General features: G+C 46.7%; 23 protein-coding genes. 8 read left to right on the top strand and 15 right to left on the bottom strand.

Annotated elements, in window-relative coordinates; translation table 11 throughout:
- The first annotated feature begins 41 nt into the window (after positions 1-41).
- Complete coding sequence (locus tag PJF56_RS09385; RefSeq protein WP_283762405.1) at positions 42-896, top strand: tetratricopeptide repeat protein; 855 nt, start codon at positions 42-44, stop codon at positions 894-896.
- A 26-nt stretch (positions 897-922) separates the two neighbouring features.
- Here PJF56_RS09385 and PJF56_RS09380 read toward each other — a convergent pair whose 3' ends face one another.
- The 6 genes from PJF56_RS09380 to PJF56_RS09355 form a co-directional block, all read right to left on the bottom strand.
- Complete coding sequence (locus PJF56_RS09380) at positions 923-1258, bottom strand: XisI protein (RefSeq protein ID WP_283762404.1); 336 nt, start codon at positions 1256-1258, stop codon at positions 923-925.
- 57 nt (positions 1259-1315) lie between these two features.
- Entirely contained in the window at positions 1316-1648 is a 333-nt protein-coding gene (locus PJF56_RS09375) for a XisI protein (RefSeq protein WP_283762403.1), read from the bottom strand.
- Complete coding sequence (locus PJF56_RS09370) at positions 1636-2049, bottom strand: element excision factor XisH family protein (protein ID WP_283762402.1); 414 nt, start codon at positions 2047-2049, stop codon at positions 1636-1638. Before PJF56_RS09370 ends, PJF56_RS09375 begins: the two co-directional genes overlap by 13 nt.
- A gap of 284 nt (positions 2050-2333) precedes the next feature.
- Positions 2334-3191: a Uma2 family endonuclease gene (locus tag PJF56_RS09365; protein WP_283762401.1), complete on the bottom strand. Its 858-nt coding sequence runs from the start codon at positions 3189-3191 to the stop codon at positions 2334-2336.
- 39 nt (positions 3192-3230) lie between these two features.
- Positions 3231-3602 carry an SET domain-containing protein-lysine N-methyltransferase gene (locus PJF56_RS09360; protein WP_283762400.1) on the bottom strand — a complete coding sequence of 124 codons (372 nt, stop codon included), beginning with the start codon at positions 3600-3602 and terminating at the stop codon, positions 3231-3233.
- Positions 3603-3615: 13 nt separating this feature from the next.
- Positions 3616-4353 (bottom strand): sulfotransferase-like domain-containing protein, encoded by a 738-nt coding sequence (locus tag PJF56_RS09355; protein ID WP_283762399.1) that lies wholly within the window; start codon positions 4351-4353, stop codon positions 3616-3618.
- Between the two features lie 290 nt (positions 4354-4643).
- Between PJF56_RS09355 and PJF56_RS09350 the strand changes: the two genes are divergently transcribed.
- The 3 genes from PJF56_RS09350 (at position 4644) to secF (ending at position 8386) form a co-directional block, all read left to right on the top strand.
- Complete coding sequence (locus tag PJF56_RS09350) at positions 4644-5627, top strand: alpha-ketoacid dehydrogenase subunit beta (RefSeq protein WP_283762398.1); 984 nt, start codon at positions 4644-4646, stop codon at positions 5625-5627.
- Between the two features lie 362 nt (positions 5628-5989).
- Entirely contained in the window at positions 5990-7396 is a 1407-nt protein-coding gene (gene secD / locus PJF56_RS09345; RefSeq protein WP_283762397.1) for a protein translocase subunit SecD, read from the top strand.
- A gap of 3 nt (positions 7397-7399) precedes the next feature.
- Positions 7400-8386: a protein translocase subunit SecF gene (gene secF / locus PJF56_RS09340; protein ID WP_283762396.1), complete on the top strand. Its 987-nt coding sequence runs from the start codon at positions 7400-7402 to the stop codon at positions 8384-8386.
- 131 nt (positions 8387-8517) lie between these two features.
- On the opposite strand, the gene PJF56_RS09335 is transcribed toward secF, so the two are convergent.
- Together PJF56_RS09335 and PJF56_RS09330 are read right to left on the bottom strand one after the other, a co-directional pair.
- A complete protein-coding gene (locus PJF56_RS09335) occupies positions 8518-10056 on the bottom strand; it encodes a peptidoglycan-binding protein (protein ID WP_283762395.1) in 1539 nt (512 codons plus the stop codon).
- A 97-nt stretch (positions 10057-10153) separates the two neighbouring features.
- Positions 10154-11167: a DMT family transporter gene (locus PJF56_RS09330; protein WP_283762394.1), complete on the bottom strand. Its 1014-nt coding sequence runs from the start codon at positions 11165-11167 to the stop codon at positions 10154-10156.
- Positions 11168-11298: 131 nt separating this feature from the next.
- Here PJF56_RS09330 and sppA point away from each other — a divergent pair, with 131 nt between their 5' ends.
- Positions 11299-12120, top strand: coding sequence for a signal peptide peptidase SppA (sppA, locus tag PJF56_RS09325; protein WP_283762393.1), 822 nt, complete (start codon positions 11299-11301; stop codon positions 12118-12120).
- A 68-nt stretch (positions 12121-12188) separates the two neighbouring features.
- Positions 12189-12590, top strand: a complete 402-nt coding sequence (gene aroH, locus PJF56_RS09320; protein ID WP_347179507.1) for a chorismate mutase — start codon at positions 12189-12191, stop codon at positions 12588-12590.
- Positions 12591-12704: 114 nt separating this feature from the next.
- On the opposite strand, the gene PJF56_RS09315 is transcribed toward aroH, so the two are convergent.
- From PJF56_RS09315 to PJF56_RS09305, 3 genes are all read right to left on the bottom strand, one after another.
- Positions 12705-13877: a CAP domain-containing protein gene (locus PJF56_RS09315; protein WP_283762391.1), complete on the bottom strand. Its 1173-nt coding sequence runs from the start codon at positions 13875-13877 to the stop codon at positions 12705-12707.
- Between the two features lie 131 nt (positions 13878-14008).
- Positions 14009-14575 carry a Uma2 family endonuclease gene (locus PJF56_RS09310; protein ID WP_283762390.1) on the bottom strand — a complete coding sequence of 189 codons (567 nt, stop codon included), beginning with the start codon at positions 14573-14575 and terminating at the stop codon, positions 14009-14011.
- Positions 14576-14594: 19 nt separating this feature from the next.
- Positions 14595-15440, bottom strand: a complete 846-nt coding sequence (locus PJF56_RS09305) for a shikimate dehydrogenase (RefSeq protein ID WP_283762389.1) — start codon at positions 15438-15440, stop codon at positions 14595-14597.
- On the opposite strand from PJF56_RS09305, the gene PJF56_RS09300 reads away from it, so the two are divergent.
- Complete coding sequence (locus PJF56_RS09300; protein WP_283762388.1) at positions 15439-18378, top strand: GAF domain-containing protein; 2940 nt, start codon at positions 15439-15441, stop codon at positions 18376-18378. The two genes, PJF56_RS09305 and PJF56_RS09300, sit on opposite strands and share 2 nt — an antisense overlap.
- Before the next feature lie 26 nt (positions 18379-18404).
- On the opposite strand, the gene PJF56_RS09295 is transcribed toward PJF56_RS09300, so the two are convergent.
- From PJF56_RS09295 to PJF56_RS09285, 3 genes are all read right to left on the bottom strand, one after another.
- On the bottom strand, positions 18405-18986 hold the full coding sequence (locus PJF56_RS09295) for a hypothetical protein (protein WP_283762387.1): 582 nt from the start codon (positions 18984-18986) through the stop codon (positions 18405-18407).
- 74 nt (positions 18987-19060) lie between these two features.
- Complete coding sequence (locus PJF56_RS09290; protein WP_283762386.1) at positions 19061-19417, bottom strand: VOC family protein; 357 nt, start codon at positions 19415-19417, stop codon at positions 19061-19063.
- A gap of 9 nt (positions 19418-19426) precedes the next feature.
- The gene (locus PJF56_RS09285; protein ID WP_283762385.1) at positions 19427-19801 is read right to left on the bottom strand and encodes a J domain-containing protein; all 375 of its coding nucleotides are present in this window, start codon (positions 19799-19801) and stop codon (positions 19427-19429) included.
- A 301-nt stretch (positions 19802-20102) separates the two neighbouring features.
- Here PJF56_RS09285 and PJF56_RS09280 point away from each other — a divergent pair, with 301 nt between their 5' ends.
- The gene (locus tag PJF56_RS09280) at positions 20103-21266 is read left to right on the top strand and encodes a pyridoxal phosphate-dependent aminotransferase (protein ID WP_283762384.1); all 1164 of its coding nucleotides are present in this window, start codon (positions 20103-20105) and stop codon (positions 21264-21266) included.
- A 182-nt stretch (positions 21267-21448) separates the two neighbouring features.
- Here PJF56_RS09280 and PJF56_RS09275 read toward each other — a convergent pair.
- On the bottom strand, positions 21449-21554 hold a 106-nt coding region (locus PJF56_RS09275; protein ID WP_283761932.1), incomplete at its 5' end, for a transposase.

Here is a 21554-nt window from a genome sequence, read left to right as displayed (position 1 = left end):
TGTTAAAATTAAGTAAATTATCGTTGGTTGTAGCAGCACTTATGGATTTATTTTGGAAAGGACTGTTAATTGTTGTCATTCTCGTAGCTAGTATTATTTTACCTGCCCAAGCCATTTCTATGCGGGAATTTCCCGATCAGATTTGGGATCGGGGTAGTGATACGCCTCAGTTAATTAGTGCGGTGGATGACTCTAGGAACTTAGAAGACGTAGCCCAGGAAGCGTTTACGGCGGCTAATCAAGAGGATTTTGCCCGTGCAGAAGCGGATTGGACGGAAATTTTAGAGGCGTATCCAGAAAGTGCCGCAGCTTGGAGTAATCGGGGGATTACCCGTGCGAGTCAGGGGAAGTTTGAGGGGGCGATCGCCGATTATAATCAAGCGATCGAACTCGCGCCTACGGTTACCGATCCCTATCTCAATCGCGGAGCAGCTCTAGAAGGGTTAGGACGCTATGCAGAAGCGATCGCAGATTACAATCATATCCTGGAGATCAACCCCGATGATGCTCAGGCATACAACAATCGCGGCAATGCCAAAATGGGCTTAAAAGACTGGGAAGGGGCGATCGCCGATTATAAAACCTGTAACGAACTTGCGCCTAACTTCGCCTTTGCCCTCGCCAGTCAAGCCCTCGCCACCTACGAACTCGGCGAAACCGAACAAGCCATCAAAATGATGCGAAATCTCAACCGCAAATATCCCCAATTTGCCGACATGCGAGCCGCCTTAAGCGCCGCCTTATGGGTAGAAGGCAAACAAGGAGAAGCCGAAAGTAATTGGGTAGCTGCTGTCGGTTTAGACTCTCGCTATAAAGATATGGATTGGGTGAAAAACATCCGCCGTTGGCCTCCGACAATTACAGAAGCCTTAGAGCGATTTTTAAGTCTTTCTTGATGGATGCTCTAACAGATACCTTAGAATTAGGCGATCGCAAATCCAGTATGGGGGCGAATGTGTGGCGGGTGAAAGCCTAAAACAATATCCGATTTGGGCACGCCCGCTTCTAGCAATTTTTCCGTGATTCCATCTTCAATCCCATCGCGGTGAATCCAAATTTTTCCGTCAATAATCTGGGCATGGGTAATCATGCCATGAACCCGATATTTTCCATCCCAACCGATAATCACTAACATAAAATGATAGTTTGTCCAATCAGCAATCACATGGCTCTTAATGTCACCATGGCTATAGGGAATTTGAGCATAGTAGTCTAGAGCTTTTTGGATCAGTTGACCATATTCCTTTACTCTATCCATTGGCTAATCTCCTGTGATATTTCATCATTTACCGATTACCCATTACCCCGCAAAGGGCTATATCCCATAACCGGTATAGGGACGCACTTCTCGGGGTTGAAAGCCTAAAACAATATCCGATTTTGGCACACCTGCTTCTAATAATTCTTCCGTTACCCCATCCTCAATACCATCGCGCTGAATCCAGATTTTACCGTCAATAATCTGAACATGGGTAATACAACCATGGACGCGGCGCTCTTGCTGCCAACCGACATCAAATAATAAAAAGTGATTACGATCGCGATCGATAATCACATGCTCATCAATTTCTCCATAGGAGTAAGGCATATCAGCATGTCTTCTGAGGATTTTTTCTATAGTGTCTCGATAAAATTCTAGTTTATCCATTGAATAACCTCCTCTCTTTCAGGATGAAATGTGAACAACTTAAGAGAATTGAGATTTATGATTAATTGCGGGAGTTCTTCACTTAAAAAATCAGAAAACACCTTTTGAGGAATAGCTAGATATAATTGATAATTCAGTTTAAGTGTTTCTAAGACTTGGGAATAAAGAATATATTGACCTAAAGCCTGTTCTAAATCTTTGATGGGAGAAGGATTTAAGAAGCTTTTGATTTCTATGGCAATGCGCTGTCCTTGTTTTTCGGCAGCTAATAATTTTTCTGCCCCTAGATCGACATAGGTCATCCGCCCCCCAAACTTTAACCGTAGGGGATCGTCTGTAATTGTCCAGCCATCCTTGATTAAAGCTGTTTTAACCGTTTTGTGATAGATATCTTTCGCCATGTCAAACAACTATAGCTAGTCTAAATGAGTTGTGCAACAGACAATGCCCTCTCCCTATATCCCTCTCCCACGGGAGAGGGACTTTTTCCCCCTTCTCCCTTCGACTTCGCTCAGGGCAGCGCCTGCGGGAGAAGGGGGCAGGGGGATGAGGGGCAGCCATTACATAACTCATTTAGGTTTGCTATGGGTATCAATTTTGATACTTTTCATCGTAGGGTGGGCAGGGCAAAAGTTATAGGCGTTGGATCATCTCAAGTATTCTCCTGCCAACCTTACCCCTTTTTCTACGGAGCGATCGCCCTCACCTCTTCAATCGGTAAATTCAAGGCTTGGGCAATTTGTTCGGAATTTAACCCCATGTTAGCCAAGCGAGCAATGGATTCTCGCTGCGATCGCTCGGCTTGTTCTGCTCGCTCTGTGGCGCGATCGCGTTCTTCTGTAGCCCGATCGCGTTCGAGTTCCGCAACCGCAGCCCGTTCTTCTCCAGTGAGCAACAAATTCCCTTGATTATCCCACCAGCGCAACCACTTTTGATGTTGATTCTGGTAATTCCCTTCCCACAGCCCTAATTCCACTTCCAAAGGAGCAATCGGATAATGGCCGCGATCGTTCGGGGTCAATTTCCGATACGTCCCATCCTGCAAATGATACACTTCCAGCGTCCCCGCACTCATGGAAAAAATACCATAGTAGGGAATCCGCATCACCTGTTCGTAAACCCAAAATTTCCCCGGCTTAATCTTTTCCGTTCCATTGGCTACCGCCAGAGGCGTATTATCTCGTTCTTCTGTACCATCGCCACTAGCGAATTCTAGCACCACTAGAGGGAGAATATGTTCTTGCCAGAGGACATAGGAACGACGATATTCACCATCTAGGAGCGGGGGAACATGGGGGACATAGAACCAATCTGGCGCTTCACAACCCCGTTCTGGAGGATCGGTTAGTCGCCAATAGATACCGCTATCCTGTCCAATTGCATACTGTCCATCTGGATGCAGCCTTTTCATGACAGAACCAATGGAGTCCGTGAGGATAATACTTTGCGGGTGTTCTTGGAAGTTTTTCACAACCGAGCCATCCTCCTCTGGCAATTCCATATGGTTGGGTAGTTTAGTTGGGAAAGTTACGGCTTGAGTCATAAGCGTTCTAGATACCGTTTTTCTGATTGTAGGCGATCGTCAGAAAGAATATTGATCGATGTTCGTATAAAACAGTAAACACTCTTCTCCGGACTGAATCTCCTTAGAGGCGATTAAATGGGCCCATAAACCCGTCTCTTCTTTCACCCAATTGATATGAGTATTCGGGGTTTCTGAATGATTGCAGAAAGAGGATAATCCAAAAACCAGATAGGCCCTCACCTCTTTACTTTGGTTGTACTCTGAAGGAATTACAAAGTAATATTTGAATACTTTTGTGCTATCCAGAAGCGATCGCTCTTTTGCTGGAAAGTCCACCACGGGTGCTTTTTCAATCAATGTACCTTCGGTAATCAATTGATTGGCAACCACTCCCCGTCCTTTTTCTGGAAATAATTGAATTGTAATCATCTTTAAAACCCTTTCATACTAAACGGTATTGGTATAAGTCCTGATAGACTTCATTGCATTGAAGCAAGAGATCTGAAAATTGTGCTGGAATCGGATCGGTCTTAGGGGTATCAGGCTTAAATTCGGTTGAGTTTCTTACGGTGTCATACCACTGATATTGAGACCAAATATCATCGGTTGGGTTACCTTTGGGCCAGTGCAACATCTCTTCTGTAAATTCAACCCCTATAGCTTCACAAAGTAAGGACAAAGTGTGGCGTGGGTTCTTCTGTAGATCCTGAGCATCAATCACAGGTGGAATCGTTCCTAAACTGTCACGTACGGTATAAAACAATTTGTGAAGTCGTAAAATTCCGAGTGTTTCTACGGTTGGATTTGGCCAGAGTTTAAGATAGGACAAAAGCATCTGACGCGGTTCCCGAATAAGAAAGCAGTTAGTTAACCCAGAAATCCAGTCAATATCGATATGGGGTAGGAGACGATACACCATAAACTTTTGGTAATAAATTGACTTAGGATTGGGAATTTCTCCGTGAATCAATTGCTCTACAATCTTCACCCAATCCGTTTCATAATGCTTGAGGACAGCTTCTCTTCCTGGGTCTTGGCGGCCAGAAACCACAAGATAATGGGGATAAAGGGGTTCATCTTGGACAAAAGTATCTGGACGATTACTCCAAGAACGCAGTAAAACAGTTGAAAGACAGCGCGGACTGGCCCACATACCAATTCGCTTGACTGGTATAGCCACTGAATTAACCTCCCTCTCTGTAACTCAGAGAGTATAACTAATGAAAATATTACTCGGAAACTGGAGGGATTAAGAGTACAGGGAAGAAAAAAGATTGTAGATGAGATTGGATATTAAGAAGTAGAGATTAAGAACGAGTCAGCACCTGCCAGATAATAAAGGACGCAAACGCCAAATACCCAGCCACTGCCAGCCAATCGAGTAGTGATGCAATCGCCATGACTGCGAAGACCCCATTTTTTGTTAAACTGCTAGTCTGACAAAACCCCACACTCTATTTATCGTAGCAAATGGCAGAAACACTATTCTTCAATGCTCTCCGGGAAGCGATCGACGAAGAAATGGCCCGCGATCCCTCCGTCTTCGTTCTCGGCGAAGATGTTGGTCAATATGGCGGTTCCTACAAAGTCACCAAAGGACTCTATGAAAAATATGGAGAACTGCGGGTACTCGACACTCCCATTGCTGAGAACAGCTTCACCGGACTAGCGGTTGGCGCTGCGATGACTGGACTGCGACCCATCATTGAAGGGATGAACATGGGCTTTTTGCTCCTCGCGTTCAACCAAATCTCTAACAATGCCGGAATGTTGCGCTATACCTCCGGAGGTAACTTTACCATTCCCCTGGTAATCCGGGGCCCCGGTGGAGTGGGTAAACAACTCGGTGCAGAACATTCCCAACGTCTAGAAGCCTACTTCCAAGCCGTTCCAGGACTGAAAATAGTTGCTTGTTCCACGGCCTATAATGCCAAAGGACTGATGAAATCAGCGATTCGCGATGGCAACCCGGTCTTATTTTTCGAGCATGTGTTGCTCTATAACCTGAAGGAAAACTTACCGGAAACTGAATATTTAGTGCCCTTAGACCGAGCTGAAGTCGTCCGTCGGGGTGATGATGTGACGATTTTGACCTATTCCCGGATGCGTCACCATGCCATGCAAGCGGCCAAAACCCTAGAGCAAGAAGGATTTGATCCAGAAATCATTGATTTAATTTCCCTCAAACCCCTAGACTTTGACACCATTGGCCAATCGATTCGCAAGACCCATCGGGTGGTAATTGTGGAAGAATGTATGAAAACCGGGGGCATTGGGGCAGAATTAACGGCTTCGATTAATGAACAATTTTTTGATGAACTGGATGCTCCAGTAGTGCGCCTTTCTTCCCAGGATATTCCCACTCCCTATAATGGTATTTTGGAAAACTTGACCATTGTACAACCGGGTAAAATTGTAGAAGCTGTTAAACAAATGATGGCATTACAGGTTTAGGAGATGGGGCAATGGGGGAAATGAGGTAAGTAGTGCGAGCATCTTGCTCGCTAGAGGTCAAAGGCGAACAAGATGCTCGCTAGAGGTCAAAGGCGAACAAGATACTCGCTAGAGGTCAAAAGCGAGCAAGATGCTCGCTAGAGGTCAAAAGCGAGCAAGATGCTCGCTAGAGGTCAAAGGCGAACAAGATACTCGCTAGAGGTCAAAGGCGAACAAGATACTCGCTAGAGGTCAAAAGCGAGCAAGATGCTCGCACTCCCTCTTCCCCTGTAAAAGATTATATTATGACCTGTAGGGGCGTTCATGTCGCGAAGTGAAACGGCCGTTCGCCCCTACCTATCAAAGATTACAACGATGGGCAGATGGGGAAACAACGGACAATTTTAGCTTTAATTATTGTGCTGGTGATCGCCGCGATCACGGTATTGGCGAAAGTCGAAACTCGCTTAGGTTTAGACTTGCGAGGGGGGGCACAATTGACGATTCAAGTACAAACGACACCAGAAGTGCCAGAAATCACACCTCGAAAACTGGAAGCAGTACAACAGGTGATGGAAAATCGGGTGAATGGTTTGGGGGTATCGGAGGCGGTGATCCAGACGGTGGGAGAGGATCAGCTTTCGATTCAGTTGCCGGGGGTGAACGATCCGGCTCAGGCGGAACGGGTATTGGGTGGCACGGCTCAGTTGGAGTTTCGCGAGCAACGGCGAGGGACAGAGGATGAGTTTGCTGCCCAATTTCGGATTTTGAGAACCTTAGAGCTTGAGCAGTCTTTACTGCGACAAGAAGATCCGGAAGTAGCAGCAGAGGCGATCGCCGAAAATCAGGAGCAGATTAATCAACTCAATGAGCAGATTGCTCCCCTATTTGACAAAGTGGGTTTAACCGGGGAACAACTGCAAGATTCTCTACCCCGTCCTCCCCAAGGGGGTACAAACTGGGCGGTGGTGATTGAGTTTAATGGTGAGGGTGGAAATAAGTTTGCCGAACTGACGAAAAATTTAGCCGGAACGGGTCGTAGTATTGGTATTTTCCTGGATGATAAACTCGTGAGTGCCCCCACGGTGGGTGTAGAGTTTGCGGAAACTGGAATTGTGGGAGGTCGTGCAGAAATTACGGGTAATTTTACTGCTGACACTGCCAATGATTTGTCGATTCAACTGCGAGGGGGCGCTCTCCCTGTGCCTGTGGAAATTGTGGAAAACCGCACAGTTGGGGCGACCTTGGGACAAGATAGTATTCGCCGTAGTATCTATGCGGGATTGGGTGGCTTGGTGCTGGTGCTGATCTATATGGTGATCTATTATCGCCTGCCAGGGGCGATCGCCAATATTTCCCTCATCGTCTATGCTCTGCTCACCTTCGCGGCCTTTAAGCTGTTGCAAGTCACCCTCACTTTACCGGGGATTGCCGGTTTTATCCTCAGTATCGGCATGGCCGTCGATGCGAATGTGCTGATCTTTGAGCGCACCAGGGAAGAGTTACGCACCGGTAAAACCCTCTATCGCTCTGTGGAATCGGGCTTTTATCGGGCATTTACCAGTATCATCGATGGTAACCTCACTACCCTGATTTCCTGTATTGCCCTATTCTGGTTAGGTACAGGTTTAGTCCGAGGGTTTGCCCTCACCTTGGGTATTGGGGTAGCGATCAGTATGTTTACCGCCGTTACATGCAGTCGTACCCTGATGTTATACGTGCTTCAGTTCCCCGGACTGCGTAAACCTAATCTCTTTTGTCCCAATCTTGCTCCGCTCCCCAAACGGTAAACCATGATTAGCATTATTAAACAACGTAACCTCTGGTGGTCGATTTCTGCTGGTGTGATTCTAGTGGGATTTTTGGCGATGGCAATTTCTTGGACAACTCCAGGAATTGGGGCCCCCCTGCGGCCGGGTCTGGATTTTGTCGGGGGAACTCGTCTGCAACTGGATCTCGACTGCACGGAAGCAGGAAATTGCGATCGCCCCATTGAGATGGCTACAGTACGGGAAGTTACGGATAACCTCGGTATTGCCAATCCTAATATCCAGATTACCGGCCAAAACCGCACCGGGGTCAGTATCCGCACTAAAGATTTGGATGTTGAGGAGCGCACCCAACTCCAAGAGAGTTTAGAAGCGGCCCTGGGTACATTTGATATACAGAAAACTCAAATCGATACCGTTGGCCCCACGTTAGGGAAACAGTTGTTTACATCAGGTTTACTGGCACTTTTGGCCGCGTTTGCCGGAATTACCCTCTACTTAAACTTCCGTTTCCAACTCGATTATGCCTTTTTTGCCTTTGTCGCTCTCTTCCATGATGTATTCGTGACTATGGGCGTTTTTGCCCTCTTGGGTTTAGTCGCAGGAGTGGAAGTCGATAGCCTGTTTATCGTCTCTCTACTAACGATTATTGGATTTTCTGTTAATGATACGGTAGTCATCTATGACCGAGTGCGGGAGACCCTCCAGTTTTACCCAGAAAAGCATATCAATGATGTGATCGATCAGGCCGTAAATCAGACATTGATGCGATCGCTCAATACAACCGTTACCACCATTTTGCCCCTTGTGGCCATCTTCTTCCTCGGTGGCGAAACCCTCAAATTCTTCTCCCTAGCCCTAATTGTGGGCTTTATTTCCGGAGCCTATTCCAGTATCTTTATCGCCAGTACCCTGTTAGCCTGGTGGCGCGAGAAAACCGGCCGCGCTATCCTAGCAACACCCACAGAAGCACAAGGAGAAATTCTAGACTCTACCCCAACCTCCGACTAAGGAATCTAAAATGTAGGGGCAAGTTCACGAGATTTTGAGTTTTTATATCAAGTCCGGTTGAACACCCTAATTAAGGAGCTAGGGAGCAAGATGCTCCCACTCCTTAATATTAAAAGTTTTATGGGTAACTATTACTCCTCTAAAAAATCCTCGGATGAATCCGAAGAATTTCTATTTTTAAGTTTCACCTGATTGGACATAGCGCTAATGCGTCGTAATTGCAAGACTGCCCACTCCGCTACTTCTTGAACCTCCTCATCCGGATCGTCCACTGCATGACACATCATATGACTAACGGTAGAAATCAACTCATACATGCGAGTAAAATCTCGAATGGCATTTTTTCTCACTTCTGGATTATCATCCTGTAACGATAAAGATAACGCCCGATTCATGGGTTTAATGGTTTTTATGCCAATTTCCGATAGAGCGGATAAAATTAAAGTTCGCTGTCCCGAATCGGCATCGAAGAGTAAATTCAGCAAGGGTTTCACTGCTAAAGAATTGCCCCGTTGTCCCAATTCCCAAATGGCTTGGCGGCGCTTTTGAGGATCGGCACTTTCTAAGTCTTTAATGAGATCCTCAACAATAGTCAGTTTGGGTAAACGGGTGGTTTGATTAACCGGTAAAAGCTGATCGTTTTTTTCCGATTCTGGCGTAGTTTCTTCAGGAGATTCAGGTTCTTTTTCGAGTTCTGGATGGGCTGTTTCTTCTGGTACAACTGGCTCCGGTTGATCTTCAGAGATGCTTTGAGATTGTGTTTCTCGATCCTCAGGGGCTGATTTGCCATTGCGGAATTTTTCTAGAGCGGCTTCAGCGAGAGAAGGCATCAGTTGCGGTGCTGAGGAATCGGGCACTGGATCTATATTGTCTCGATCTTCCTCGTCTTCTTCCTCTTCAAATTCATCTTCGTCTTCAACCCCTCGATTGAGCAGTTTCAGCAGGATAAAAACGGTTCCCCCTAAAATGGTTAAGCCGCCTAAGCCCATCATCACCCAACCGATTATCCCTCGTTGTCCAGAGGATTCTTGCTGCCGATCCTCGTTCTCGGCTTGACCCTCTTCCCTTTCGGCTTCACGGGCGATTTGGGCAAGGAGGGCAGAGTCTAAGCTATCCCAAGTATTTTGACCCACTTGACCATCGGCAGTTAAACCTTGGGCGCTTTGAAAGGCGATCGCCGCTTCCTGGGTCGTTTGGTCATAAATGCCATCAACTTCACCTTGGAAATAACCCAAGTCTTTGAGCTGCTGCTGAAGTTCGGTCACGGCTTCTCCCTGAGCGCCCAAGGAAAGCAGGGGTCTAGGGGTGCGGCTTTTTGCGGCTTCTTCTAAGGCAATTTGGCTGTTATTGCGATAAAAGTCTATCCTTTCTTGGGCTTTAGCATAACAGTCATCGTCTGAGGGCACTTGAGTCATCAGGTCGGCTGCTTGTTGCCATTGCTGGGAAATTTGAGTCCATTGACCGGCAGTGGTGGCAACTTTTCCAGCTTGATTGGCTTGTTGGGCTAATTCTAGACCTCGATCGCAGGCATTTTCGGAAGCTTGGGCCAGCAGTATCCCTCGGCTCTCTCTAGGGGGGGATAGGGGAGACCGGGCGATCGCCGTTCCAGAACTGATGATTCCTAGACTGGCAAGGGTACTAAAAATACATAAGGAGAGGCGATAGGACATTAGGGTAAGCCACTGCCGGAGAAGCGAGTTTGTGAATCAGGATCTATGAGTCTGTGATACCTTGGATTGCTTTGAGTGGCAAGCATAGGCCCTCATATTATGAATTATTTTCATCAATTTCCACAGACACCGAAGCTAGGGAGGGATCGGATTTAGGGGAAAATTTCAAGTTAAATTTGGCCCCTAGGATTTCCCGTTGGTTGACCAGGTAGATGCTGATTAAGGTTACGCCAACCCCTAGCCATTGTAAGGGACTGAGGACTTCTTCGAGGATCAGATTACCAAACAGGAGGGCAAAGACGGGAGTCAAAAAGGTGAGGGAACTAAGGCTGGTGAGGTTTCCGGAGGAGGCAAAGTAAAAGAAGAGTCCATAGGCGATCGCACTGCCGAAAATGGTGGAGTAGGCGATCGCCATCCAATCACTGAGGAACAGATAATCCCATTGATGGGTTTCCCAAACTCCAGAGCTAATCATCAGGGGCACTCCTCCCAAGATCATATGCCAACCGGTGGCCATCACCGGATCGGCATGGCGGCTGACATAGCGGATGAGAATGGTTCCCAGAGCCATGGAGAGGGCAGCAAAGAGCATTAAGCCTTGTCCATTCTGGAAAATCTGGCTGATGTCGATCCGATCCAGAGGGAAGCCGCCTAAAATCCATTCATCGGGCAATCCAATTAGACTAATGCCACTGACTCCCAAGATTAAGCCTAATGCTCCCCACAGACCAATGGTTTCCCCAAATAACCAGGCAGCCATCAGTGCCACAGCTAGGGGTTGGGAGTCAATCATCACCGAGCCGAGTCCGGCATTGGTTCTGACTAATCCTTGGGCGAGAAACCCTTGAAATAGGGTTCCATCGACAAGGGCAAACAGGCTAATCCATAACCAGGCTTTGACTCCCTGGGGTTGGGGGCGTTGGGTGAGCCAACCGGCGAGCAGGATCAGCACTCCAGCAGGGATAAGGCGCAGGGTGGCGACGAAGAAGGGGGTAGTGTGGGGCAGGGAGCCTTTCATGGCTACCATGGCGGTTCCCCAGAAGAAGAATGGGGAAATGAGGAGCAGGGAGAAGAGCCAAGAGGATGGATGATTGATGGGTTTGAGTTGCATGTTTCCACAGTTGAGGGCAGCAAAGGGTTAGGATACATTGTAATGTATGTAGATTTGTGAAGCGATCGGTTAGGAGATAATAGGGTAAGGGCCCGGATTTTTTGGGTTCTCTGTCACCATCTAGGTTAATTATGATTTGGTTTTTTAAGTCAAAGGCACGAAAACAAATTGCTCGGATTGAAATTAATGGGGCGATCGCCTCTGGAACACGCAAACGGGTTTTAGAAGCCCTAAAAACGGTAGAAGATAAAAAATATCCGGCTCTGCTGCTGCGAATTGATTCCCCTGGGGGAACCGTGGGCGATTCCCAGGAAATTTACGCCGCCTTAATGCGACTGCGAGAGAAAATAAAAATTATTGCCAGTTTTGGTAATATTTCTGCATCGGGTGGCGTGTATATCGGCATGGGAGCCGAGCATATCGTTTCCAATCCTGGGACAATTACAGGCAGTATTGGTGTGATTTTACGCGGCAATAACTTAGAGCGCCTCTTAGATAAAATTGGGGTCTCGTTCAAAGTGGTCAAATCTGGCCCCTACAAAGATATCTTGGCCTTTGACCGAGAATTAACCCAGGAAGAACAGGACATTCTGCAACAAATGATCGATACCAGTTATCAGCAGTTTGTGGAAACCGTGGCCCACTCTCGGAAGCTAGAAGTCGATCGCGTTAAAGAATTTGCCGATGGTCGCATTTTTACCGGTCAACAGGCCCTAGATTTAGGCGTAGTCGATCGCCTGGGAACCGAAGAAGATGCTCGTCTCTGGTTAGCCGAATTGGTCGGTCTTGACCCCCAGAAAACCGAGTGTAAAACCATCGAAGAACCGAAACCTTTGTGGAGTCGCATTATTAATGGCGATAATCGGGTAAAATCAGGATTGCCGGCTGCCATGGACTGGTTAGAGTTTGAGGCATCAACCAATGGCTTGCCGTTATGGTTGTATCGACCTTAATATAGGGAGTCATTTTTTCTGTATCCAAACCAAACCAGCAATGATTACTAAGCATGGAGAAGAGGAACGTGGGTTGGCAAGTCCGGGCAATTCGTGGGGCAACGACAGTAGAGGAAAATACCGTTGAGGCGATCCAAGCAGCAGTAACTGAGTTACTCGATGAGCTAGACCGAAAAAACCAGCTTTGTCCTGACCAACTGATTAGCGTCACATTTTCAGTGACTCGCGATCTCGATGCCGTGTTTCCAGCAGCGATCGCCCGGCAACGGAAAGGATGGGATCATGTACCCTTGTTGGACGTGCAACAAATGCATGTGGACGGAGCCTTAACCCACTGTATCCGATTTCTGATTCATGCTTACTTACCCGTAGAAACTCATGTTACCCATCCCTACTTAAGGGGAGCGAAAAAACTACGACCAGACTTAAATCCCGATCTGAAAAGGGATCAAGCGAAAAACGAGGGATAGGGAATAATGATCCCATCTGGAATTCAAGCAGTTATCGTTATTTGAGATCCCCTGAATAGACAGGTAATCCCCACCCCTTAACGAAGTGGAAGGTGGGAAGGAAGTCAAATTTTATCAGACGGAAACAAAATCTCCCGGATCGAGTTGACTCGGTGCAACATTGGGGAGAATAGCTAAAACATCCGTGGTTCCTGCTTGATAAATTAGGGTGGCGTTGGCTAATTCTCCACTGCCAGAATTGAAGGTTAAACTGTTAAACGATAACCCTCCAGTTAAGCCAATATAATCTTCAGCATCGTTGTAAAAGATTAAATCTGTAGCACCAGAACGCAGAACAAGTATATCACTTCCTGCACCTCCAATCATCACATCCGATCCCAAGTCTCCATAGAGGATGTCGTTACCGGCTCCACCATCGAGATAATCTTCGTTTTGGCCACCATAGAGGATATCATCCCCATTATCGCCGAAAACCTGATCGTTTTGGCGATCGCCAAACACAAAATCGTTCCCCTCTCCCCCCGTGACAAAATCAAACCCTTGACCCCCGCGCACGGAATCATTGCCGAAATCTCCCGCAACTTGGTCATTGCCGAGGTTGCCATTGATATAATCATTCCCACTATTTCCCGTGGCAATATCATCTCCTCCGAGGGCTAAAATGGTGTCATTACCAGCCGTTCCCGCAATTTGGTCATTGAAATCAGAACCCAGGGTAAACGGTGTCGTCGGATCGACCGGAGTAGGCGTAGGGGTTGGACTCGGACTTGGAGAGGGTGAACCACTAATGGGCGGTTCTCCTGTGGGATCGGGTTCATCTCCGAACCATAATGCCCCATATCCCCCATACAAACCCACCCCCAAAGCATCCCAAGATTTGCTTTGCCAAGTTCCCTGATTGAGAATTACGGCATTATGTAAGGGACTATTAATCCAGCTATTGAAAGCATCTTGCGCGGTAGCAACATATCCTCCTGAACCACCAAAAGCATTCTCATACCCATTTCCTGGATAACCCGTGTTGAAACGTTGGGGAGCTTCCCACATATTGGGATAAGTATTGGGATTATTGGCATCATAGGGAGCATCACTCCAGCCATGGGTGAGTGTGCCAATATTTTCTTGCAAATCAACAACGTGGCGGTTCGCAACTAAGGTTAGTGCCCTGGATAGGGGAATAGCCGGTAAGCCATTTTGGGCACGATACTGATTAATCAGATTGTAGAGTTGTTGCTCTTCTGCTTCTAAACCGTCGCTAGGTAGAGGGTTATAGATATTGACAGCCATAAGTGACCTCCTGAGATTGTCATAAGGGCCTCTATAGGGATCTCAGAAAAATCAGGGCTGTTTTATGCAAAATCGCCAAAATTGTCATAAATCTTAAAATTTTATCCCTGCTTGCCCTAAGCCAAGCTATCTCAAAAATCCCATGGCTTGAATAAGTCTGATACTGCCATAGCAAACCCTGCCACTACATCCTCTCCATCAAGTGTATCTCCCACACGCAATAGGCGATCGGGTTCAGGGGAGTGATAAACCAAGACATACCGTTCATCAGGATGAATGATCCACAATAGGCGCGTTTCATTCTGAAAATACTCTACGATCTTGGTGTGCATTTCCTCGACTGTATTTCCGGGAGACAAAATTTCTACTACTAAATCCGGCGATCCGGCGAAAAATCCACGGGTTGGACGGCTTAATCCCTTTAATCGGTCACGACTGATAAAGGCAATATCGGGCGATCGCCGATTACCATTTTTCAAGGTAAACGCTGTACTCGAATCGCACACTACCCCTAATTGATTTTGGCGCACAAAAGCCATCAATTCTGCCACCAAAAGACAGGCCAGATAGCCATGCTCCATACCCGCATTTCCCATTTCGACTAATTCCCCATCCACTAACTCATAACGATACCCATCACCAGATAGGGCCATAAATTCATCATCTGTCCAGACTTTAGTAACATTAGTAATTGTCATACTCAGTCCTATTGCCTCACTACAGAGCATCTAAAAGTGCCTGACGCATCACCCCGACAGGAACGGGTTCATCGAGCCACAGTTGTAGGGCGGCTGCTCCTTGCTGGACTAACATTTCTGTGCCATCAATCGTGAGATGGTCGAGCGATCGCCCTAACTCCAAAAATCGAGTCGGACGGGGATTATAAATCAAGTCATATAATATGGCTCCTTTGGGCAATTGAGCCAACAAATCCCGCTCTACCGGAGTCTGATGAACCTTGGGAGACATGCCTATGGGAGTCGTATTCACCAACAAGGTCGTCTCAGAGAGCAGATCCGGTAACTCATGCCATTGATGAATGATTACAGGACTTGACCAACTCTGTTGAAAGACTTGCAAGCGCTCCAAATTGCGCCCCACCACCTGCACCTGCTTAACGCCTAACTCCAAACACCCGGCAACCACGGCTCGTGCCGATCCACCATTGCCTAAAATTACCACTTGTGCTTGTGACCACTTCTGGCGTTCCTCTTTCAAAGGAGTAATAAATCCCAATACATCGGTATTGGTTCCTTCCCATCCCCGCTCGGTGCGCCAAACCGTATTCACTGCACCTACGGCTTGGGCAACTGGAGAAATCTGAGATAAATAGGGCACGATCGCCTGTTTATGGGGAATGGTAACATTAAACCCAACCACGCCAACCGCCTTAAATCCTTCCAGGACAACGCCCAATTGGTCTTGGGTAACGGGAAAGGGCACATAAACATAATCAGCGCCAAGATGGGAAAGGGCGGCATTTTGCATCACAGGCGATCGCGAATGCTTAATTGGATCGCCAATAATGCCCAATAAACGGGTGGTTCCTTGAATCTCGTGCATGGGTTTAATCTCTCGCCAAAAGAAGGCCTTGTACAATCAGGGTATCATTGAGATTGATTGCATAGCTAAATCCGTTCAGATCAGGTTGTACGATATGATCGCCAATGAGAGCCACTCCCTGACTCCTTCTTCAAAATACGCTACTGGCCTGGATTTGGCCAGGGCAATGAAAGCCAAAACCCGAAATTATCGCACTCTGATTTCTACGGTGTTTTTCTGGACTTCTGCCCATCCCCTGTTGACGATTAAGGTGTGCCAGGTGATTGCTGATGCCGAGGATGCGCCCATCGTCGGTCGCGAAGAAGCATGGATTTCTAAGTTAGTGCAACGGGAATTAATTGAGAATTGGGAAAACCATGAAGAATTAAAGCATTTACGCAGTATTCGCGATCGCCTCTTACAACCCCAAGGGGCAACCTTGAACTTGCTCAGACTCTACCAACAAGTGTTGGCAAAGGAAGGGATACCGGCCAATGACAGTCCGGAACAGCGCGAGTTACGGACGATGGGTTTAGTGATGCGCGAAGAAGGTCGGTTATCGATTCATAACCGTATCTATGCCGGAATTTTTAATGCCCAATGGGTAGAGAATGGGATCGAAACCATTGAAACCGAGTTAGAAGTCGATGAAAGCGAATTCTTAAAAACGTTTACCCAACTGGAGCGGAAGTTACTGGTTTCTCAAGTAGATTTTCTCTCTGAAAGTCAAACTCCTGAAGAAGGCCATCAATCCGCTCAAGCTCTCTATGAAGTGCTACGAGATGTGACTTCTACCGTGGGTCAGTTGCTCCGAGCCGAGCGCACAACGATCTTTTTGCTCAATGATGAGAAAACGGAGTTATGGTCTTTAGTCGCTCAAAATGAACAGGGTGAATTTCTGGATATCCATGTGCGAGTGGGGGAAGGCATTGCCGGAGGCGTGGCCAAAATGAAGCGGGTGATTAATATTCCTAATAATGTCTATGAAGACCCGCGATGTAAGTTGGTGAAAGAATACGATCAAAAGTATAATTATCGCACTCGCAATATTTTAGCCTTTCCTATTTTAGATGAGCAAAAAAATGTGGTAGCAGTGATTCAATTGCTCAATAAAATTCAACCGAAATTGCCCAATAGTCCATCGCGTCAAGCTCAAGGATTTACGCGCAAAGATTTAGAGCGGTTGGTCAAGTGCGTGCTTCCCATTCGTCAGATTCTGCAAGCTTGTCAATCTTCGTATAAAGCGACTAAAAAGTTACGGGCAACGGCCGCACTTACGGAAGCGACGCGATCGCTCGATCAGGTGAATCTGGATACCCAAACGGTATTACATCGGGTGATGAATACGGCGAAAAAACTGATGAATGCTGACCGCTCCACCCTGTGGTTACACGACCCCCAAGCGGGGGATTTATGGACAGAGTTACCCGGAAAAGGGAGAATCCGATGTGCGATCGGGGTCGGATTTGTGGGAGAAGTGGCCCAAACTGGTGACACCCTCAATATTCCCTTTGACCTCTACAACGACCCCAATGCGGAAAATGCTAAACGCACCGACGCTCAAACCCGCTATCGGACTTGTAGTTTACTCTGTATGCCCATCGAAAGTCCAGAAGGGGAACTGCTCGGTGTCACCCAATTAGTCAATAAGCGCAAACCCGGTAATCATCCTGAATATGACAAAGAGGACTGGCCAGCAGTTCCGGATTATTTCAAAGCCAGTTTTGACCGCAACGATCAGCAAACCATGCAGTTGTTTAATGAACGGGTAGCTGTATTGCTCCAGTTCATTAGAAGCCATGAAAGTTTGAAGAAACAAGCCCAAATTAATCCCCTTGAGGTCACCCATCAAAGCTTAGTCCTGCTCAGTCAAATGGAGCTGGATCGAGCCTCGAACCAGCAAGCGGCTTATCATTCTTTAGCTCATTTTCTGCAACCGTTGCACAGTTCTATAGAACGGGCGATCGGAGTAGCTAAAGCGACCTTATTTATTCTCGACTCTAGCCGCAATCACTTCTGGTCTGCGGTCTTAGACGCTCAGAAAAAGCCTAAATCGATTACTATTTCTACTGAGCAAGGGTTAGCGAAAACTATTGTCAGTACCCAAGACTTTAAGGGGACTAATAAACTCGGAAACTTATCCGATCCCCTCATCATTCAAGGTGCGGGAAAAATTGCCAACTATAGCCAGCTATTTCTCTTTCCCCTGATTGACGATCAGAAGGAATTAGTCGCAGTTGTGCGATGTTTTAATAAACAAACAGATGGTCGTCTCGATCCCAAAGGCTTTAACCGCACCGATGCCGATCGCCTGCGGGAGTATACCCAATTTATTACCCCCATTCTCAAAGGCTTCCAATCCTTCTACACGGACATTCCCAACTTGAAAAAATCTGGTCTGAGCGTCGATCCGTTAACTCAGGCTATTAATCTGATCAGAAACAGCAGTAGTTCGGCAGAAGAAATCATTCGTAATGTGATGCAAGCGGCCAAAACCTTAACGGATGCTGACCGCTCTACCCTATGGCTTATCGACCAAGCCAATCAACAATTATGGACGAAACTGCCTCAAAGTAATGGCTCTTTAATTGATATTCGCATTCCCATGGGAGAAGGGTTTGCCGGTCGGGTTGCCATGACTGGACAACCCTTAAATATTCCCTTTGATTTATACGATTATCCCGGTTCGGAAATTGCCCAACAAACGGATAAAAAGACGGGTTATCGCACCTCTAGTTTGCTCTGTATTCCTGTTTTATCCAAGGATGGACAAACTTTGGGAGTGACCCAGTTAGTCAATAAGCGCAAACCCGGACAGTTTTCAGCCTACGATCCCAGCACTTGGCCCCAAGCACCAGAGCAATTTAAGACCAGTTTTAGTGTCAAAGATCAAGAGGATATGGAAGTGCTAAATGCTCAAGTAGGGGAAGTGTTGCCAGGGATTTTAGAGGACAGTTAAATGTTGGCTCTCCTCTGGTCTGTCTATCAAGAAGATAACCACTTGGCCTCTGGCTCTAAAATCCACAGGGTATATTGGGGAGAATTGGGAATAATCAAGAGTTTATCTCCCTTCTCGGCTAGGCGCAGAGCTATTTCTGAGGCTTGATGAATATCAGAAAAGCTCTTAAATAGGCTGTAGTATTGGTTCTCAAATTGGAGGGCTTCTAGGGAATCATTTAAGTCAGGAACTTGAATATATCCCAGTTGATAGGCTTCGGGAGAATCAAGAATTTTATAGGGAGGTTCAGCAGGGTTGGCAGAGGTTTGAGCTTTCTGTGATTTTTTGGCGGAACGGGAGACGGGCAACCCTTGAGCTTCTTTGACCCAAACAGCGCTCCCCTTGGGAGTTGAGGTGAGAATGACTTGATCTCCCCGTTTACTGAGGCGTTCGGCGATGGTTTCGGCGCGTTTGATGTCTGGAATGACCTGAAAGAGACTATAGTAGATTTCGTTGACGCGAATGGCAGCAATGGGATGATCCAGGTCAGGGACGTTAATCCGACAGGGTTTATATTGGCTGCGATCGCTGAGAATTTGGTAAGAGGTTGCTGGGGAATTAGATACCATTTTTATAGACACGAGTATAGATTCACGGCTTTACTTATTGTAAGAGTCGTTGGTCGCTAATGTCTTAAGGAAAATTACAGATTTTGATGAACAATTAACCGATTTCCATCTGGATCGTAGGCATAGATTTCCTGGCCATGGGAAGCGGTTTGAATCGAGCCAGGGGGAGGAGAACCGATTTTGCTCAGGAGAGCGATCGCCTGGTGGATATCCTCGACTTCTAAACACAAGCTCATTGCTCCTGGAGTAGAGGCGCGAAATTCCTGGCGATCGCGCGGTTGAAATAACCCCAAGCGCAGTCCCCTAACAACAAACTCGGCATACACTCCAGGAATTTCTCGTTCTGCTTGAGTTTGCAGCAAACGAGAGTAAAACGCTTGTAACGCCCCTAAATTTTCCGTGGCTAATGTCACCCAGAGTTCAGAAACCATGTTGCCTCACTAATCTAACCAGTTTTGCAGATCCCGGCTATGCTGGCGAATATAGTCATCTAACGCCCGGTTATAATCTTCTCTTGTTGCTTGTGAAAAGCCCGATTCGTGGTATGCTCCTGGCTCAGAGGGGGTTGACCTGGCCCATCCATAATCCTCATGGTGTACCGATGCCATAACTGGAGTTTTTTTCAACCTCAGTTGCTCATAAGCTCCATTGAGTTGTTTGATTTTTTCTTGGGCTTTGTGATAGAGCCGGGGATTATGAACAAAACGGTCTGGATGCCAGACCATGACTAAATCCTTGTAGCTTTGGTGAATTTCCTCAAAACTAGCGTTAGGGGCCACTTCTAAAATCTGATAACAGTGATGTAAGTGACGCATAACGACAACTCCTGTCGAGAGATAAACAACAGTGTGCAGCAAATTTCGTCAATTCAGAGGGTTTGCACACATCAGTTAAAAAAACATTGCTTTTCCAGGTTTTATTTAAATAAACTTCACACAAGTATTAGTAACTCTGATTACCAAATGTAAGGGTTACTTTACAAACTCAAAGGCTAAAAAAAGTTGAATCTCTACGGGCAATGGGAATTTCTCTGCCAGAATAGACAGTTAGCGATCGCGAAGCGACTCCGCAGGAGTATCGCCCTTAACCAACATAAAACAAGGATCTGGAGCAACCATGAAGTTAGCATCTCGCGTGGCACAAGTAACCCCTTCATTAACTCTAGCGATCAGCGCTAAAGCAAAGAAAATGAAAGCTTCGGGGTTAGATGTGTGCAGCTTTAGTGCTGGAGAACCGGACTTTGATACCCCCGATCACATCAAAGCGGCTGCACAAAAAGCCCTCAATGAGGGGAAAACAAAATATGGCCCGGCATCAGGAGAACCCAAACTCAAAGAGGCGATCGCCCAAAAGTTACAGAAAGATAACAATCTCAACTACAAACCGGAAAATGTTATTGTCACCAATGGCGGGAAACATTCCCTCTATAACCTGATGATGGCCTTGATCGAACCGGGAGATGAGGTAATTATTCCGATTCCCTATTGGGTGAGTTATCCGGAAATGGTGGCTTTAGCGGGAGGAAAATCGGTTTTAGTGACCACAGATGCAGCTACAGGCTACAAAATCACCCCAGAACAACTGCAAAACGCCATTACTCCCAATAGCAAACTGTTTGTTCTGAATTCCCCCTCGAACCCTACGGGAATGGTCTATAGTCCAGAGGAAATCAAGGCTTTAGCAGAAGTGGTGGTTAAAAATAACCTGTGGGTGGTCTCCGACGAGATTTATGAAAAAATTCTCTATGATGGAGCGGTTCATCTGAGCATTGGCGCAGCGAGTCCAGAAGCCTTTGAACGTAGCATTATTAGTAATGGGTTTGCTAAAGCCTATGCCATGACGGGTTGGCGCGTGGGTTATCTGGCTGCGCCTGTGGAGCTGATTAAGGCCTGCAACACTATTCAAGGTCATAGTACCTCAAACGTTTGCACCTTTGCCCAATATGGGGCGATCGCCGCTTTGGAATCTTCCCAAGACTGTGTAGAAAAAATGCGCCTCGCTTTCGATGAACGGCGGAAAGTGATTATCCAGCGCATTCAAGCCATCCCCAAATTATCAGTCACTGAACCCAAAGGCGCGTTTTATGTCTACGTCAACATTGGCCAACTCGGTCTTAAATCCACCGATTTTTGCAATCAGTTCCTAGATAACTACAATGTAGCAACCATTCCCGGTGTCGCCTTTGGTGCAGACGATCATATTCGCCTCTCCTATGCTACGGATATGACTTCCATCGAAAAAGGCATGGAGCGGTTAGGTAAGTTTGTGCAAAGTCTGTAATTTTGGCGCAGTAATGAGGTACGGCCTTTAAAGATCCCCCCTTTCCTGTCAGGGGGTTTGGGGGGATCGAGATGCAGGGTATAGAGCAAGAATAATGCTGTATATTCAACTTGTCCCGATCGCATTTTCATTGCCCAGTTGGCCACCTTGACCGAAAATAATGGGATACAAGCCCCGTCCTTTTAGGACGGCTTTTCTTGATTTTTAATATACTCTTTTAATACTTCCAACGGCGCACCGCCAACAGAAATAGCAAAATAGCTAGGACTCCACAATGATTGTTTGTGG

The sequence above is a fragment of the Roseofilum halophilum BLCC-M91 genome (assembly GCF_030068445.1).
Taxonomy (GTDB): domain Bacteria; phylum Cyanobacteriota; class Cyanobacteriia; order Cyanobacteriales; family Desertifilaceae; genus Roseofilum; species Roseofilum halophilum.
The sequence above is the reverse complement of the archived record's forward strand: the minus strand, read 5'-3'. Positions and strand labels throughout refer to the sequence as shown.

Excerpts from the sequence above, each read along its gene's own strand:
- PJF56_RS09385 (WP_283762405.1), top strand. The coding sequence starts at position 42 with ATGGATTTATTTTGGAAAGGACTGTTAATTGTTGTCATTCTCGTAGCT.
- PJF56_RS09380 (WP_283762404.1), bottom strand. The coding sequence starts at position 1,258 with ATGGATAGAGTAAAGGAATATGGTCAACTGATCCAAAAAGCTCTAGAC.
- PJF56_RS09375 (WP_283762403.1), bottom strand. The coding sequence starts at position 1,648 with ATGGATAAACTAGAATTTTATCGAGACACTATAGAAAAAATCCTCAGA.
- PJF56_RS09370 (WP_283762402.1), bottom strand. The coding sequence starts at position 2,049 with ATGGCGAAAGATATCTATCACAAAACGGTTAAAACAGCTTTAATCAAG.
- PJF56_RS09365 (WP_283762401.1), bottom strand. The coding sequence starts at position 3,191 with ATGACTCAAGCCGTAACTTTCCCAACTAAACTACCCAACCATATGGAA.
- PJF56_RS09360 (WP_283762400.1), bottom strand. The coding sequence starts at position 3,602 with ATGATTACAATTCAATTATTTCCAGAAAAAGGACGGGGAGTGGTTGCC.
- PJF56_RS09350 (WP_283762398.1), top strand. The coding sequence starts at position 4,644 with ATGGCAGAAACACTATTCTTCAATGCTCTCCGGGAAGCGATCGACGAA.
- secD (WP_283762397.1), top strand. The coding sequence starts at position 5,990 with ATGGGGAAACAACGGACAATTTTAGCTTTAATTATTGTGCTGGTGATC.
- secF (WP_283762396.1), top strand. The coding sequence starts at position 7,400 with ATGATTAGCATTATTAAACAACGTAACCTCTGGTGGTCGATTTCTGCT.
- PJF56_RS09335 (WP_283762395.1), bottom strand. The coding sequence starts at position 10,056 with ATGTCCTATCGCCTCTCCTTATGTATTTTTAGTACCCTTGCCAGTCTA.
- PJF56_RS09330 (WP_283762394.1), bottom strand. The coding sequence starts at position 11,167 with ATGCAACTCAAACCCATCAATCATCCATCCTCTTGGCTCTTCTCCCTG.
- sppA (WP_283762393.1), top strand. The coding sequence starts at position 11,299 with ATGATTTGGTTTTTTAAGTCAAAGGCACGAAAACAAATTGCTCGGATT.
- PJF56_RS09315 (WP_283762391.1), bottom strand. The coding sequence starts at position 13,877 with ATGGCTGTCAATATCTATAACCCTCTACCTAGCGACGGTTTAGAAGCA.
- PJF56_RS09310 (WP_283762390.1), bottom strand. The coding sequence starts at position 14,575 with ATGACAATTACTAATGTTACTAAAGTCTGGACAGATGATGAATTTATG.
- PJF56_RS09300 (WP_283762388.1), top strand. The coding sequence starts at position 15,439 with ATGGGTTTAATCTCTCGCCAAAAGAAGGCCTTGTACAATCAGGGTATC.
- PJF56_RS09305 (WP_283762389.1), bottom strand. The coding sequence starts at position 15,440 with ATGCACGAGATTCAAGGAACCACCCGTTTATTGGGCATTATTGGCGAT.
- PJF56_RS09295 (WP_283762387.1), bottom strand. The coding sequence starts at position 18,986 with ATGGTATCTAATTCCCCAGCAACCTCTTACCAAATTCTCAGCGATCGC.
- PJF56_RS09290 (WP_283762386.1), bottom strand. The coding sequence starts at position 19,417 with ATGGTTTCTGAACTCTGGGTGACATTAGCCACGGAAAATTTAGGGGCG.
- PJF56_RS09285 (WP_283762385.1), bottom strand. The coding sequence starts at position 19,801 with ATGCGTCACTTACATCACTGTTATCAGATTTTAGAAGTGGCCCCTAAC.
- PJF56_RS09280 (WP_283762384.1), top strand. The coding sequence starts at position 20,103 with ATGAAGTTAGCATCTCGCGTGGCACAAGTAACCCCTTCATTAACTCTA.